This is a genomic window from Sphingobacterium sp. Lzh-3, from assembly GCF_046764375.1.
In the GTDB taxonomy this organism is placed as follows: Bacteria; Bacteroidota; Bacteroidia; order Sphingobacteriales; family Sphingobacteriaceae; genus Sphingobacterium.
In genome coordinates this window covers 969904-985734 of sequence record NZ_CP177226.1, presented here as the reverse complement: position 1 = coordinate 985734, position 15831 = coordinate 969904, and the positions used below count along the sequence as shown (strand labels likewise).

General features: G+C 38.1%; 12 protein-coding genes. 8 read left to right on the top strand and 4 right to left on the bottom strand.

The features are described 5' to 3' along the window. The first annotated feature begins 378 nt into the window (after nt 1-378). Both ACLCDV_RS03995 and ACLCDV_RS03990 read left to right on the top strand, forming a co-directional pair. Entirely contained in the window at nt 379-798 is a 420-nt protein-coding gene (locus ACLCDV_RS03995) for an HYC_CC_PP family protein (RefSeq protein ID WP_286896798.1), read from the top strand. 269 nt (nt 799-1067) lie between these two features. Continuing rightward, the gene (locus ACLCDV_RS03990) at nt 1068-3650 is read left to right on the top strand and encodes a TonB-dependent receptor domain-containing protein (RefSeq protein WP_411972950.1); all 2583 of its coding nucleotides are present in this window, start codon (nt 1068-1070) and stop codon (nt 3648-3650) included. A 54-nt stretch (nt 3651-3704) separates the two neighbouring features. Here ACLCDV_RS03990 and ACLCDV_RS03985 read toward each other — a convergent pair whose 3' ends face one another. Both ACLCDV_RS03985 and ACLCDV_RS03980 read right to left on the bottom strand, forming a co-directional pair. Further along, entirely contained in the window at nt 3705-4283 is a 579-nt protein-coding gene (locus ACLCDV_RS03985; protein ID WP_317668374.1) for a Maf family protein, read from the bottom strand. 2 nt (nt 4284-4285) lie between these two features. Continuing rightward, nucleotides 4286-4804: a KdsC family phosphatase gene (locus ACLCDV_RS03980; RefSeq protein WP_286896804.1), complete on the bottom strand. Its 519-nt coding sequence runs from the start codon at nt 4802-4804 to the stop codon at nt 4286-4288. 863 nt (nt 4805-5667) lie between these two features. Between ACLCDV_RS03980 and ACLCDV_RS03975 the strand changes: the two genes are divergently transcribed. The 5 genes from ACLCDV_RS03975 (at nt 5668) to ACLCDV_RS03955 (ending at nt 12820) form a co-directional block, all read left to right on the top strand. Further along, nucleotides 5668-9093 (top strand): response regulator, encoded by a 3426-nt coding sequence (locus tag ACLCDV_RS03975; protein ID WP_411972949.1) that lies wholly within the window; start codon nt 5668-5670, stop codon nt 9091-9093. A 17-nt stretch (nt 9094-9110) separates the two neighbouring features. After that, nucleotides 9111-9920 carry a CheR family methyltransferase gene (locus tag ACLCDV_RS03970; RefSeq protein WP_286896810.1) on the top strand — a complete coding sequence of 270 codons (810 nt, stop codon included), beginning with the start codon at nt 9111-9113 and terminating at the stop codon, nt 9918-9920. 6 nt (nt 9921-9926) lie between these two features. Next, complete coding sequence (locus ACLCDV_RS03965; protein WP_317668377.1) at nt 9927-10487, top strand: chemotaxis protein CheB; 561 nt, start codon at nt 9927-9929, stop codon at nt 10485-10487. A 22-nt stretch (nt 10488-10509) separates the two neighbouring features. Next, nucleotides 10510-12111: a response regulator gene (locus tag ACLCDV_RS03960; protein WP_286896815.1), complete on the top strand. Its 1602-nt coding sequence runs from the start codon at nt 10510-10512 to the stop codon at nt 12109-12111. 175 nt (nt 12112-12286) lie between these two features. Continuing rightward, nucleotides 12287-12820 carry a plastocyanin/azurin family copper-binding protein gene (locus ACLCDV_RS03955; RefSeq protein ID WP_075991088.1) on the top strand — a complete coding sequence of 178 codons (534 nt, stop codon included), beginning with the start codon at nt 12287-12289 and terminating at the stop codon, nt 12818-12820. Nucleotides 12821-12874: 54 nt separating this feature from the next. Here ACLCDV_RS03955 and ACLCDV_RS03950 read toward each other — a convergent pair whose 3' ends face one another. After that, nucleotides 12875-13723, bottom strand: a complete 849-nt coding sequence (locus ACLCDV_RS03950) for an IS3 family transposase (RefSeq protein ID WP_411972948.1) — start codon at nt 13721-13723, stop codon at nt 12875-12877. A gap of 14 nt (nt 13724-13737) precedes the next feature. Continuing rightward, nucleotides 13738-14166, bottom strand: coding sequence for a helix-turn-helix domain-containing protein (locus tag ACLCDV_RS03945; protein ID WP_289011629.1), 429 nt, complete (start codon nt 14164-14166; stop codon nt 13738-13740). A 252-nt stretch (nt 14167-14418) separates the two neighbouring features. Between ACLCDV_RS03945 and lpdA the strand changes: the two genes are divergently transcribed. Beyond that, nucleotides 14419-15825 carry a dihydrolipoyl dehydrogenase gene (lpdA, locus tag ACLCDV_RS03940; protein ID WP_317668378.1) on the top strand — a complete coding sequence of 469 codons (1407 nt, stop codon included), beginning with the start codon at nt 14419-14421 and terminating at the stop codon, nt 15823-15825. The last annotated feature ends 6 nt before the right edge of the window (nt 15826-15831 follow it).

The window sequence follows — 15831 nt, the reverse complement described above, 5'->3', positions numbered from 1 at the left end:
ACAAAGTAAATGGGAGTGTCTAAATAAATACTCCCATTCTTATCATGTCTTACCTGAATAGTTAAAATTCAATGAATAATCCTTACATGCTGCTATCTTAGAAGAAACAGCACATATTCAAGCTACTAACAGTATCCGGGAATAAGGTCTAATATATTGTTTTATTCCTGTATACGACGAGCGAGATGGTAGAATCCTTTGTACAATAAAACTGCCCCGACAATCAAAAGGATAGCTAATAAATAGGAGCTGACGGGATTAATAAATAATAAATACATAACTCTGGTAATTTTTGGTTTTTCATTTGTTACTACAAGTTATAACATTTATCCAAAATATTACAAAAAAAAATTACATATTTTCTCTATTTTTGCTTCAATGAAGAAAATCGCACTATTTATCGGCTTATTTTTCTATTTGCTCGCTGCAAGTGGTGCCTCACTGCATCTTCATTTTTGCCAAGGAGAAACAAAAAGTGTATCGTTATCGGAAAGCCATAATATGGCCTGCCCTCTTTGTGCCAAGTCTGCAAAAAAACAGCAGAACCACTGTCATGAAACAGGAAGCTGTAAAGATGTTAAGATCGAAGCACAAAAAGTCGATCACTTCAGCCGAGTAACACAAAATCTTGATTTTAACACTTTTTCTCCCGCAATAATTACGCGTCATTGGATACTTAATTATTATCATTTCTCTGAGGAGGAAGACGATTTTTCTAAACTAAAGTATACCGTTTTTGCGAGCGATAATAGACAGAACCCACCTGTTTTTATTCTCAATCAAAATTTTAGGATTTAATATCACCTCTTTTCACCGAACACAGTTCAATTTCTTGAATTGACAGAAGTCCAGTATAATTTTTATATTTCGTAAGAATGGCAGACTGTCATTCCCAACATTGATCTTTCCGTCGCTTGTCACGGAACTAAAAACAGTGGATTTTAAATCATTCAGCAAAAATAGTAGTAGAACTGAAAAAATAGATCCGTTACCCATAAATGCGGTCGCGCGATATCATGAAAGTAAAAATTAAATGCTAGTTGAAGCGAATACTCTTAATTAAAACGATGAATCAAATTTTCAAAAAAATATATACGACAACCATTCTATCCTTATTTTTTCTGGCATTTGTACAGGCACAGACCGACAGTACGAGGACGCTTACAGTGGCCGGAAATTGTGCCATGTGTAAAAAACGTATTGAAACTGCCGCGAAAATGAATGGTGTAGAAATGGCTGTTTGGAATGCCAGCGACAACCTGTTACAGATCAAATATAATCCTCAGAAAGTACAACTGGAGTCTATTAAGAAAAACATTGCGCATGTTGGTCACGATGTAGACAACCTGGTTGCCGATGAAGAATCCTATGCTAAACTTCACGAATGTTGTATGTATCCACGCTTGGAAAATGGCAAAATCCCCGAAAAGAAAATTGTAACAACCGATAGCCATGACCATCCACATACTGTTACCGGTGTTGTCGTTGAAGAAAACGAAAAGGGGGATCTTAAGCCGATTATTGGCGCCAATCTACACTGGGCCAACCTTCCAACCAAAAACACAAGAACAAACGAAAATGGTGTTTTTAAATTGGACCATAAAGAAGGATTCAACAAATTGGTGGTAAGTTACGTTGGAATGAAACCTGACACCATCACCATCAAAGATCTCCATGAAGTCATCATGATTACAGCAAAGGGAAATGTGTTGATGGAAGTCGAGGTTAAAGGAACACGACGCTCAAATTACATCGACCGTATGACACCTGCACGACTGGAAGTTCTTACAGGAAAAGAGTTATTCAAAGCCGCTTGCTGTGATTTAAGCGAGAGCTTTGAAACCAATGCCTCCGTCGATGTCGTCAGTGCTGATGCGGTAACAGGCAGCAAACAGATTCAAATGCTGGGTCTTAGTGGTATTTATACCCAATTAACCGTTGAAAATTTACCCGGACCTCGTGGGCTCGCTTCTCCTTTAGGTTTAAATTCTATTGCAGGAACATGGATTGAATCAATTCAAATCGCGAAAGGTATCGGTTCCGTAGCCAACGGTTTCGAAAACATGGCCGGACAGATCAACGTCGAATTGAAAAAACCGCAAAATTCAGAAAGATTGTTTTTTAATGCCTATGCTAACAACATGGGACGCACAGATGTCAACTTAAATCTTTCACAAAAAATTGGTCAGCATTGGTCCACCGCAGTTCTGTTGCACGACAATTTCATGTACAATAAATCCATGAACTTTAGTCACAACGGATTTAGAGATGTACCTGTTGGCAATCTATTCTCTGGTGTCAACCGTTGGTTTTATGAAAACGGAAAAGGACTTATGGTACAATTTGGGGTAAAATATCTCAATGACGACCGTACAGGTGGGCAGATTGATTTTAACGAAAAAACAGATAAGGGTACAACGAATCGCTATGGTTTAGGGTTTGATATTGAACGTGTAGAAGGTTTCGCTAAAATTGGTTACGTGTTCCCCGAAAATAAGCACCGCAGCATAGGTCTCCAGCTTGCAGGATCAAATTACAATCAAAAAAGCTATTTTGGGCTCAATAACTACAATTCGGACCAACAAAATGGATATGCTAACCTCTTATTTCAAGATATTATCGGTACAGTCGCTCACAAGTATCGCGTTGGTGCCTCCATTAATTATGACAATTACAATGAGTGGTATTTAAAAGATCAAAACTTCAAAAGGAAAGAAGTGATTTCGGGAGCATTTGCAGAATATACCTATAGTCCATCAGAAAAATTTGATGCCATTATCGGTCTCCGCCAAGACTATAATTCCCTGTATGGTTGGTTTACAACGCCACGCATCCATTTACGTTATGCACCGATTGCGGGAACAACGGTTCGAGCTAGCTCAGGAAGAGGCCAACGTACAGCAAATATATTTGCAGAGAATACGGCCGTCTTGGCAAGTAGTAGAAAATTGGTTATTCAATCGCCTAATATATACGATAAAGCTTATGGCCTACAACCTGAAGTCTCCTGGAATAGCGGAATAGCGATAGACCAAAGTATGCGAATCTTTGGACGTGAGGCTTCGGCATCCGTTGAATTTTTCCATAACAGCTTCTCTAATCAGGTCGTGGTCGATTACGAAAACCCCCGAGAGATCAATTTTTACAATTTGAATGGGAAGTCTTTCTCCAATAGCTTACAAACAGAATTTCGCTTTATGCCAGCACCACATTTTGAAACGAGATTGGCCTATCGCTTACTTGATGTCCAAACTGATTTTGAAAGTGGCAGAAAGACCAAACCGCTATTGGCCAAACACCGTGGCTTTGTCAACCTAGCATATAATCACCATTCTGGCTGGAGTGTAGACTATACGCTGAATGTAGTTGGACAAAAACGCATTCCATCAACAGCAGAGAACCCCGTTGAATATCAAATGCCTACAGCATCAAAAGCTTATGCGACCATGAATGCGCAGATTAGCAAAACTTTTGGGAAAGACAAAAACTTCACTGTATATGTGGGCGGAGAAAATCTGTCTAATTATTTCCAAAATATGCCAATACTTGCAGCGGATCAACCCTTTGGAAACTATTTTGACACTTCGATGCTTTGGGGACCATTAACAGGACGCATGTTCTACACTGGGGTTCGTTATTTCATCAAATAACAGCTCAACTAAAAAATCAGGGGATAAAAAAAAAGCGGCTTTTGCCGCTTTTTTTTACATTAACTTTTTCAATTCTTGATAAAGCTTTGCCGTTGGTAATCCGACCACATTATTATATTCTCCCTCAATTTTTTTTACGGCGATTAAGCCGATCCATTCCTGTATTCCATAAGAACCGGCTTTATCTAATGGTGAAAATTTAGTAACATAATGATCGATTTCATCCGCATCTAATTCGTAAAAATAAACAGTTGTCGTTTCGACGAAAGTACTAATCTTACCCTCCCATAAGATCGCTACGGCAGTCAATACCAAATGTTTCTTACCAGCCAAGTTTGTTAAAGTTGTCCTGGCTTCCTGTTCATCTTTGGGTTTACCTAAAATTTCGCCCTTATCCGATACGACAATAGTATCGGCACAGATAACCAAACAATCGTCTTTATCTCTAAATGCCTCCGCTTTACGAATAGCGATTTGGCGAACCACCTCTGCAGCCGATAAATTCGGATCCACGTATTCATCCGTCTCCCGAACGTCGACTTCAAATGTCAGCCCAAGCCCTGCTAACAGCTGTTTTCTCCGTGGAGATTGAGACCCTAATATAATTGTTCTATTTTTTAGATTTTTCAACATCCTTATATACTTTTCACTGTTTCATCCTCATACCAATTGCCTTGTACTTTCATGACCTTTTCAATCAATTCACGCACAACTCCCTTTCCACCACAAAAACCAGACACATAATGCGAAATTTTCTTGATCTCTTCTACTGCATCTGCCGGAGAAACCGCTACGCCAACAGACTTCATGCAGCTAAAATCAGGGATATCGTCACCGATGTACATCAACTGATTTAATTCAAGCTTATAATCATAAGCAAGTTCTTTCATTTTAGAAAGCTTGTCAGTAACTTTTGAATACACTTCTTTGATTCCCAAACCTTTCATCCGCTGCTCGACCCCCTTCGAACCTCCACCTGTGATGATAAAAATAGGATAGCCTTTCTTGATCGCCAACTGCATCGCATAGCCATCTTTTATATTAAATGTACGTAATTGATGCCCTTCTTCATTAACTTGTACAGTACCATCAGTCAATACACCATCTACATCCAATACAAATGCTCTTATCGCTTTAAATTCGGTCAATACCATAAAAATATATTTTTGTAAAAGTAAGGCATTTCGAGTAATTATTCGCGCAGCGATACCGATCTAATTGACGAGGCTGTCAGATAATTATTCAGATAAGCCAAAATATCATTTGTGTGTCACAACATAGTTGTATTAGCAACTTATTCGAAAAAATATTTGGATACTACTGTATATTTACCGTATCTTTGTTGAAGATAATTAAAGGTTATCTCACTATGAAACACTAACAATATGCAGTCAGAGAAGTTATTTGCTCGAAACGTGCATAAGATTTAAAAAACAATCATTTTTAGTTTTCATGGAATAACACGGCAACTAATTTAGTTTAGAAGCCCTTAAAGAGTCTTTTCATAATTTAGGTTTATAATTGGTTAGTAACGAACCCTGGTGCCCATCATCAGGGTTTTGTTTTTATATGTATTTTTTCATCTTCTATTAAATAAACCTGACTGAACCATCTCCCTACCAATACGTAGCTAATAACAATATTCAATCAATTTTTAGACAGTGATTAGTCACTGATTATTCAGTCTATACTGAGTGATCACTGAACAATCACTGAACGAGCACTGAACAAGTACTGTTAAAAGACCCAATTTGATCATTACTTGATCCCAATTTATCCAGACTAAGAAATAAAGGACACACATGCCATAAGCTGCACTTACATTAACAAAAACTCGCTATTACACGCTAATCGATTATTTTGGGATACCTCCTGACTGTTTATAGGTTTGTTTCTATGCTGACTTTTGATTATTTTAGGAATAGCAAGTTTTTTTGTTATTTTACATATATCTTTTTCCCCAGGTACCATCGAAATACAATACCTACAGAAAAGTAAACGATAAACTCATTCTAACATGGATCGAAAAAATTATAGAAAGCAAATTACCATAGGAGTGATAATTTCTTTTTCGCTTATCTTCCTTTCAGCCCTATATTTTTTCATATCGCTGCATCATAACTTAAATAACGAGCGAAGTATTGTTCGTGTTGCCGAAAATAGATTCAATATCATTAATGAAATTAAATCAAGTGTCGACGAGGTAAATGATATCAAACTGGATTACCTGAATAAGAAAGACGCTTCTCTATTTATTCCTTATAAAATGGAATTAAAAAAAATGGACGAACTGTTGCGATCTTTAAGTCTGAAAGATGATTTCTATCATGTTCAACCAAACAGCACCGAAAACATCCGCAAAGATATTGTTGCATTTTATAACTTTGAGCAGGATATCGATCACACAAAGGAAACTCAATCCATATCCCATAATATTCACGAACGAAAGGCCTCGATATTAAATCAGATCGATCTCATGTCGAGAGATCTATTAGACCAACGGGCAAGACTCTTAGAAAAATCTAGAAATGAATTGCAACTGGCCCAGTACATTACTTACCTTTTCATCGCTATTGGCTTAAGTGGGTTCTTCTATATTCTCGCTAAAATTTCCTCGATCTCTAGATTTCTGAGGTCTACAGTGAAAAGTCAACAAGAATCCAATAAAAGTCTCCAACGATTGCAAGAACAGACCAACAGTGATAACTGGATTTTGAATGCGATTAATGGCATCGACGAACAGTTACGCGGTGACTATACAGACAAGAAAATTGCCGAAATAAGCCTACATGCTATTGCTTCCACGACAAAAGCATTAGGTGGAACGATTTACATTTTCGATGATAACTATCAGGAGTATCAGCTTTGCCACAAAATTGGTATTTCCTCCACACAGTATATCAAACGAACGTTTAAAGAAAACGATGGCATTTTGGGCGAAGTCGCAAACAATCATGAAGTCGTTAAAATAAAAGACGTCGACCACAAGCATCTTATCTTAGAAACCTCGTTATCCGATCGCTTAGACGCTGAGATCTATATTGTTCCCTTCTCTTATGAAAGCCATTGTGTCGGTGTCATGGAAATCTGTTGCCCCATTGTCAATGAGAAAGACGAGCAACTACGATTTAACTTCCTGGATAAAGCAAAAGATAACATTGCCGTTATCATCAAAGTAGCCCAAACTCATGGAAAGCTTGCCGATCTTTATGAGGAACTTCAACAACAGACCGAGGAATTAGAGACGCAACAGGAAGAATTGAGAACAACAAATGAGGAGTTAATCCATAAGACACATTTGTTGGAAGCTTCTGAGGAAGAGCTTAGAGTACAGCAGGAAGAACTTATCCAAACCAATAACGAGCTGGACGAGAAGGCCAAATTGCTCTTTGCACAAAATGAAGATCTGGAAAAAGCCCGTCAGGCCATAGCGCAAAAAATAGAGGAAGTAGAGCTGTCCAGCAAATATAAATCTGAATTTATGGCCAATATGAGCCATGAACTGCGGACACCACTTAATAGTATTCTCATTCTTGCCAAATTACTTCAGGATAATAAAAAGAAAAACCTCAGTGAGGACCAAATAAAGTATGCTTCTGTTATTCACAGTGCCGGTTCAGATCTCCTCCATTTAATTAACGAATTGTTGGATCTGGCAAAAATTGAATCCGGTAAAGTTGAAGTCCAAAAAGAACGTATCAACACAAACTACCTTGTCAATTATATTAAAGATTTTTTCAATGATACCGCAGCGTCGAAAAATATTGACTTCCTACTCGATGTCAATGTAAATGCACCGCAGGAATTCATCGGTGATGAACATCGTATACAACAAGTCCTCAAGAATTTATTATCCAATGCGTTCAAGTTCACAGGTGAAAAGGGCGAAGTCTCTTTAGCGATAGAAGCTGAAGCTGAAAATCTTCTTTTTACGGTTAAAGATAGCGGTATTGGCATTGCTCCTGAAAAACAAGAGCTAATCTTCGATGCTTTTAAACAGGAAGATGGCTCAACGAGTCGTAAATATGGTGGCACTGGTTTAGGCTTATCGATATGCCGCGAAATTGCTAGCTTATTAAAAGGGAAAATAAGCTTATCCAGTAAGGTTGGTGAAGGCAGTATCTTTACCTTCAGTATCCCGCTGGAGCAGGAAATTCCAGTCCCGAAAGTAACATCAATCGAAAAAGAAATTGATCCGCCGTCACAAATGCCGAAGGAAAATCCCATAGTCGAAAAAACGAAGTCGATCGACAACGATGGAAAACACAATAAACTTCTGATTATTGAGGATGATTTTATTTTTGCAGATATTCTAAAAGACTACGCCGAACAAAACGGCTACGATGTATACATTAGCTATGATGGGCAAGATGGGTTACAAAAAGCACAAAATTTACGACCTGCCGCAATTATCTTAGATATTATGTTGCCTAAAATGGATGGTTGGGAAGTTCTTCGTAACCTCAAAAAAATTGACAGCACCAAGGAGATTCCCGTACACATGATGTCGGCAGGAACATTTTTACATGATGAACCTATTTCTGCCGGAGCCATCGGATTTATGGCTAAACCTGTTTCAGAAGAATCTTTGGCTGAAACATTCTTAAAAATAAAAGCGTCGACTAGTCATCCATTGAAAAAAATTCTGCTGGTGGAAGATCAGGAAATCCAAAGCGATTTTATCAAACAATCTTTAGAAGAACAGCATATTCAGATATTTCAGGCCTTCAATGCGAAACAAGCCCTCGATCTATTAGATCAAGAGAAATTGTTTGACTGCATCATTATGGACCTGAATCTCCCCGATAAATCAGGCATTGAACTCCTAAATGAGATCAAATCGAACACTCAATTTAAGGATTTACCCATTATCATCAATACGGCAATGGAACTCACTACAGAGCAGACTTCCGAAATTCTGCATCATAGCCAGGCGATGGTCCTTAAATCAGCTAAATCAAATAATCGTCTGATTGATGAAGTTAATTTATTCTTAAATAAAATCCGCAGCAATAAGCACGAATACACGATGTTCAATCATTCCGGAGCCTCTGTAATTGCGGAAAACAATTTAGCTTCCAAAACCGTACTACTGGCAGATGACGATATGCGGAATATTTTTGCCCTGAGCACGGCGTTTGAAAGCTATGATATGAACATTGAAATCGCTAACAATGGTCAGGAAGCGTTGGATATTCTTGAACGAAATAAACAGATTGACCTTGTCTTAATGGATATCATGATGCCCGTTATGGATGGTTATGAGGCTATTGAAAAAATTAGGGCAAACAAGAAATTTGCAAACCTTCCTATTATTGCTGTGACAGCGAAAGCAATGAAAGGGGATAGAGAAAAAACAATTGCTGTCGGAGCAAACGATTACATTAGCAAACCGGTTGATGTCGACAAATTAATATCCCTAATGCGCGTATGGCTGAGTTAACCGATAAAAGAGTAGTAATGATAAGTTTTGAAGAGTTGGAAGAAGTTATTGATATAGTCAAAAATCTACACGGCTATGATGTATCCGGTTATACAAGAGCTTCTTTAAAAAGACGGGTGACTAGAATAATGGAACTTAACAAGCTCAATCTACAGGAGCTAAAATCCAATTTAATCAATCAACCCGGATTCAGCACCTATTTCCTGCAGGAAATTACAGTTAATGTGACTGAGATGTTTAGGGATCCCGATTTTTATAAAGCTGTAAAAACAGATGTATTTCCCTATCTCGCAACTTATCCGCATATAAAACTGTGGAGTGCCGGTTGTTCTACTGGCGAAGAAGTTTATTCGCTGGCCATCTTGTTAGAAGAAGCAAATCTTTACCCACGTGCGTTTATTTATGGCACCGACATTAACGGCAAAGTGTTAGAAAAGGCAAAACGTGGTATCTATTCTCTTGCAAAAGTGAAAGAATACTCGGAAAATTTTATTAAAACGGAGCCAAAAAACTCATTGTCGGATTATTATACAGCAATGTACAACGCCGCTACCATTAATAATAGTCTTAAAAAAAATGTCCTTTTCTCCATGCATAGCTTGGTATCCGATGGCGTTTTTAATGAATTTCAACTGATTACCTGCCGTAATGTATTGATCTATTTCGACACCGAATTGCAAAATAAAGTCCTGGATCTATTCTATCATTCACTTTGCCATTTGGGCTTTTTATGCTTGGGAGCGAAAGAATCTTTAATCAACTACAAAGACGCTGCTAAATTTAAGATCGTAAACAAGAAACAGAATATTTACCAAAAAATTGGGTAATACGTGATGGAAAGAAAAATTCTTTTGTTAGCGGGGTCTGCAGGTGGATTTAGTGTCATTCTAAATATCTTGAAGTCATTGGAACGGCCAATCCTTATACCCGTTATTGTCATTGTACATCGAAACCCCAAATATGCTTCTAGTATTGAGGACACGCTTTCCAAAGCACTTGTTCAAAAAGTAAAAACTGCAGATGATAAGGAAGCGATAGCAAATGGGACTATTTATTTTGCCCCTGCTGGTTATCACCTTTTAGTTGAACCAGATTATAGCTTTTCTTTGGATATCTCAGAACCTGTTCAATACTCAAGACCATCAATTGATGTGACTTTCGAATCCGTGGCCGAAATATATAAAGAAAATTGTACAGCTATCTTATTCTCTGGAGCGAATCAGGATGGTGCACAGGGATTATTAATGATAAAACGATACGGCGGGACGACTTTTGTACAAGACCCTGCCACGGCTGAAGTTCCCATCATGCCCGAAGCAGCTATTCAACTCGATGCACAGGAACGCATTTTGACCATTCAAGAAATAAAAGATTACATCAAGCAATTGACTTAAAATTGTATTTAGATTTGCTATAATGAAGAAGATAAATATATTGATTGTCGATGATAAAATTGAAAATATTATCAGTCTTACAGCACTGCTGGAGGATATCGAAAATATAAATATAGTGACGAGCACAGATCCCAACGAAGCTTTAAAAATCTGCTGGAAAGAGGATATTGATTTGGCGCTCGTTGACGTGCAGATGCCAGAGATCAATGGTTTTGAATTTGTTTCCTTCCTAAAGAAGAATCCGAAAACAAACCATATCATCCCCATTATGGTAACAGCGATTTCAAAAGAAGACAAATACCTCATTCAGGGACTTAATAGCGGCGCTGTGGATTATCTATATAAACCGCTTAACCCTGAAGCAACCATCGCGAAAGTAAAATCTTTTGTGCAGCAATTACTGATACAGCAGGAAATTAAAGAAAAAAACATTGCCTTAGAAGAATCAAAACAGGCTATTCTCAAAGCGAAAGAAGAGGCCGATCTTGCTCGAAAATCCAAGGAAACCTTTTTAGCCAATATGAGTCATGAGATCCGTACACCTATTAACGGTATTATGGGCATTACACAGATGCTAAAAAATTCTCAACTGACGCTAGAACAAGAAAACTGGATTAACAAGCTGGATTCTGCCTCGCAAAATCTGCTCACTATTATCAACGATATATTGGACCTATCGAAAGTCGACTCAGGTATGATGAAACTTAACATGGAGTCAACATCAGTGCACGATATTACCGATGATCTAAACAACCTCTTTATTGATAAAGCCATCTACAAAGGGCTGAATTTTTCCATTGATGTGGACGATCGGATCACAAGTTATTTTCTGACAGATCCACTACGGTTGAAACAAATATTGACCAACTTTATATCAAATAGTTTCAAATTCACCTCGGAAGGTTCTGTTGTATTAAAAATTCAGCTCCTAACTGAAGATAACCATAGCATCTGTTTACGATTTCAGGTGATAGACACAGGAATCGGCATCGTAGAAGATGCCCTGGAAAAAATATTTATTGCGTTTGAACAAGGAGAAGATAGTATAACCAAAAAATTTGGCGGTACTGGATTGGGCCTCGCAATTGTAAAACGTATTGCAGCGCTGCTCAACGGTCGGGTTTTTGCATCGAGTGAATATGGTAAAGGGAGTATTTTCTCTTTTGAATGTACTTTCGACAAAATCAAAGATAAACCCGTAGAAAAAGAAACGCAGATACTCTATACGGAATTGCCCAAGTTCAACTTCCCGATGGTGCTCATTGCTGAGGACAATGAATTAAACAGCTTTATGCTCGCGAATATCCTCAAAAGCTGGAATTGCGAAATTACTTTGGCGACGAATGGACTCATCGCACTAGAAGAAATCAATAAGAAAAAAATCGACCTGGTGTTTATGGATGCCCATATGCCGCTCATGAGTGGTTTTGAAGCGATCAAGGAAATACGTCGAAACGCGAATCCGATAATCGCAAACATGCCGATTATTTCCATTTCAGCCTCTGTGCTCCAAGCCGAACAACAGGAAGCGCTCGATGCTGGAGCCAATGAAGTTGTCGGAAAACCATTCGATCCTATCAAATTGTATAAAACAATTGATACTTTATTGTCAAAATTGAAATGATAGTTTCAATTTAGCAATGAAATCATTAATTTTAGAACATAATCAAGATGTTTGATGTTATTTCTCATGAACGTGCATCCAAAAAGGAATTACGTTCGTCATAACTTCATCACTAAACCGCTAAAGGCTGCGGAAATGCCTACAATAAATAAAAGATAAACAAACAATCATTCTAATGAAAAAACTTTTTATGATACCAGCAGTTGCAGTTGCTTTATCAATTGCGTCTTGTGGTGGAAACAGTGACAAGTCTGAAAAATCAACTAGTACAGAAGCGACAACTTCAACAGAAAGCCAAGCAACAGAAACAGTGCCTGGTATTGAAAACGTAGCTATTTCCAACAGCTTATCTTTAGAAGGTAACGATCAAATGAAATATAATAAGGATCTATTCCGTGTAAAAGCGGGTGAGCCAGTAGAATTATCTTTCAAAAATGCAGGTACTATGCCAAAAGAGTCCATGGGACATAACGTAGTTATCCTAAAACCAGGTGTTGACCTTCCAACTTTTGGTGCTGAGGCTGCTGCAGCTGCTGCAGACGAATATATTCCAAAATCAGCTTTATCTTCAATTGTTTCCCACACAAAATTATTGGGACCTGGAGAAACTGATAAAATCACTTTTACACTTGAAAAAGGAGTTTATACGTTTATTTGTAGCTTCCCTGGTCACTATGGTGTCATGCAAGGAAAAATTGTTGCAGAATAATATGACTAGTCCTGAAAAATCGATACAGGTTTTCAGTGATTAAAAATAAATAATTTAAACAGTAGTAGCCGATAGGTTGCTACTGTTTTTTGTTTTATAAGTTCTGAAGTTCATGTTTGATTTCATGTGCATCTGATTTGGAGTTAGCATATGATTAGACCAATGTGGTCTGTCATTATTATAGATATCGATTGCTTCAGCTACGATCTGCTTCATCAAATGTAGATCTAAATGATAGGTATCAATCATGAACTCTTGTTTGAGTATACCATTGATTCGTTCAGCGATGGCATTTTCATAAGGATCAGAGTTTTCTGTCATACTGCAACTGAGCTGGTACTTGCTTAGGTAATATTGGTATTCTTCTGCACAATATTGTACTCCTCTGTCGGAATGATGGATTAACGGCTCGTTTGTTTTTCTTTGTTTTTGTGCCATTTTTAGTGCTTTTACAACATGCGGTGTGCACATGGTCTGTGAGACCTCAAAGCCAACAATTTTCTTCGAATAGGCATCTGTAACCAAACTCAGGTAACAGGGGTTTTCTCGCTTTCCTATATAAGTGATATCACTTACCCAAACCTGATTGGGACGGCAAACAGCCACTTCTTTAATAATATTCGGATATTTTCTAAATCTATGATGTGACATAGTGGTCGTATGATAGCTTCTTTTACGTGTAATTAACAAATGGTTGGCGCGTAAAATATCAAAGAATTTGTCTCTACCCACCTTTAATGCCCGTAGCTCCCTTGCCAACATATGGTAAAGTTTCCGTGTACCTATTCTTGGCTGGGTAGTGCGTATTTCATGAACTAAGTCCACAATTTTCCCGGCTATACCCTGGCTCCTGGCTATACGTTTGATCCTTCGATAATACACCTGCCTGTCTAACCCGAACAATCCACAAGTAAAACTTAGGCTTTCTTGTTTTTCTTGCCGGAAACGATTGATTGCGCGGGTTTCAAGTTTTTTCTTACGTCGATTTTATATTCTTTTTCTGCAATATCGATCATCATGTCAAAGATGATCGCTTTGGAATCAGCGATGTGATTCTGATGCTCAAGTTGAGCCTTTTGCTTCTCCAGCAGTCTGACTTTGGCTTCAAGTTCTAAAATGCGCTGTTCTGGTGACTTTGCCATATTGGATGGTATTTGATTCTCCCAATCAAAGTTACCATATTTTTTTAACCAATTGCGAATAGTGCTATCTCCCTGGATGCCATACTGTTTTTGTGCTTGGGAGAGTGTCAATTTCCCCGATTCAATCTCTTTAACGACATTCAGCTTCAATGTTAAAGTGTAATCACGCTGAGTCCGCTTTACATAATTTGTTCCTTCTTCCATAACGATTTTTTTTGTGTATCGATATTTCAGGACGAGACAATAATCAAATAAAAAAGGATATTCAAAATATGAATATCCTTTTTTGATTTATACCCAGGCAGGCATCACTACATTTCTCCCTACGGTGCATAATTTCCCTTCTTTTATCAAAAAAATGTAAAGTAAGGGCCTTTGGCCACAAATCGTAAGTTTTGATTTCCTATCCCATTAATAATCATTAAATTTGTGGTACAAAAAAATAAAACGTAATCAATGCAATACGACGTAATTGTAATCGGAAGTGGTCCAGGCGGATATGTAGGAGCTATCCGTTGCGCCCAATTAGGATTAAAAACAGCTGTTATTGAAAAATATAGCACATTTGGTGGTACTTGTCTTAACGTTGGATGTATTCCTTCAAAAGCGCTTTTAGATTCTTCGGAGCATTACCACAATGCTGCGCATAATTTTGATGCATTTGGCATCAACTTAAAAGACCTGAAAGTAGACATGGCAAAGATGATTGCTCGTAAAGACGATGTCATTGCCCAAAATACTGCCGGTATCACCTTCTTATTCAAGAAGAATAAAATTGACAGTTTTCAGGGTGTGGGTTCATTTGTGGACAAAAACACCATCAAAATAACGAAAGCAGATGGTTCGACAGAGCAGATCACTGGTAAAAATGTAATTATCGCAACGGGATCGAAACCGACTTCATTGCCTTTCCTACCTGTAGATAAAAAAAGAATCATTACCTCAACCGAAGCACTTAACCTAAAAGAGATTCCAAAACACCTTATTGTCATTGGTGGTGGTGTGATAGGTTTGGAACTAGGTTCTGTTTATGCTCGTTTGGGTTCAAAAGTTTCTGTTGTTGAATTTGCAAAATCTATCATCGGTACAATGGATGGTGGCTTAGGAAAAGAACTACAACGTGTTTTGAAAAAATCATTGGGCATGGAGTTCTATTTAGGCCATAAAGTGACCGGAGCTTCCGCAAAAGGTAAAGTCGTAAAAGTAACTGCTGAAGATCCAAAAGGACAAGAAGTCACTTTAGAAGGCGACTATTGTATCGTAGCCGTTGGTCGTACCGCATATTCTGAAGGCTTAGGATTAGAAAATATCGGCATCACAGTAGAAGAAAGAGGTAAGAAAATCCCTGTTAATGCCCATCTGGAAACAGCTGTACAAGGAGTCTTCGCAATTGGTGATGTGATCACTGGAGCAATGTTGGCACACAAAGCTGAGGACGAAGGTGTCTATGTTGCAGAATATATTGCAGGTCAAAAACCACATATTGATTATAATTTGATTCCAGGTGTTGTTTATACTTGGCCTGAAGTTGCTTCTGTTGGAAAGACTGAAGAGCAACTTAAAGAGGCCGGTGTAAAATACAAAGCTGGATCATTCTCGTTCAAAGCTTCTGGTCGTGCAAAAGCATCGGGTGACACAGATGGTTTTGTGAAAGTCCTAGCTGACGCTACTACTGATGAGGTATTAGGCGTACATATGATTGGACCACGTGCGGCAGATATGATTGGTGAGGCTACTGTAGCTATGGAATACCGCGCATCTGCAGAGGATATCGCTCGTATTTGCCATGCACACCCAACCTATACTGAAGCAATCAAAGAAGCAGCACTTGCAGCAACCGCGAACAGAGCAATACACGCTTAGGTGATA

Coding starts and splice junctions, on each gene's coding strand:
- ACLCDV_RS03945 (WP_289011629.1), bottom strand. CDS start 14,166: ATGGAAGAAGGAACAAATTATGTAAAGCGGACTCAGCGTGATTACACT.
- lpdA (WP_317668378.1), top strand. CDS start 14,419: ATGCAATACGACGTAATTGTAATCGGAAGTGGTCCAGGCGGATATGTA.
- ACLCDV_RS03975 (WP_411972949.1), top strand. CDS start 5,668: ATGGATCGAAAAAATTATAGAAAGCAAATTACCATAGGAGTGATAATT.
- ACLCDV_RS03965 (WP_317668377.1), top strand. CDS start 9,927: ATGGAAAGAAAAATTCTTTTGTTAGCGGGGTCTGCAGGTGGATTTAGT.
- ACLCDV_RS03980 (WP_286896804.1), bottom strand. CDS start 4,804: ATGGTATTGACCGAATTTAAAGCGATAAGAGCATTTGTATTGGATGTA.
- ACLCDV_RS03955 (WP_075991088.1), top strand. CDS start 12,287: ATGAAAAAACTTTTTATGATACCAGCAGTTGCAGTTGCTTTATCAATT.
- ACLCDV_RS03995 (WP_286896798.1), top strand. CDS start 379: ATGAAGAAAATCGCACTATTTATCGGCTTATTTTTCTATTTGCTCGCT.
- ACLCDV_RS03960 (WP_286896815.1), top strand. CDS start 10,510: ATGAAGAAGATAAATATATTGATTGTCGATGATAAAATTGAAAATATT.
- ACLCDV_RS03985 (WP_317668374.1), bottom strand. CDS start 4,283: ATGTTGAAAAATCTAAAAAATAGAACAATTATATTAGGGTCTCAATCT.
- ACLCDV_RS03970 (WP_286896810.1), top strand. CDS start 9,111: ATGATAAGTTTTGAAGAGTTGGAAGAAGTTATTGATATAGTCAAAAAT.
- ACLCDV_RS03990 (WP_411972950.1), top strand. CDS start 1,068: ATGAATCAAATTTTCAAAAAAATATATACGACAACCATTCTATCCTTA.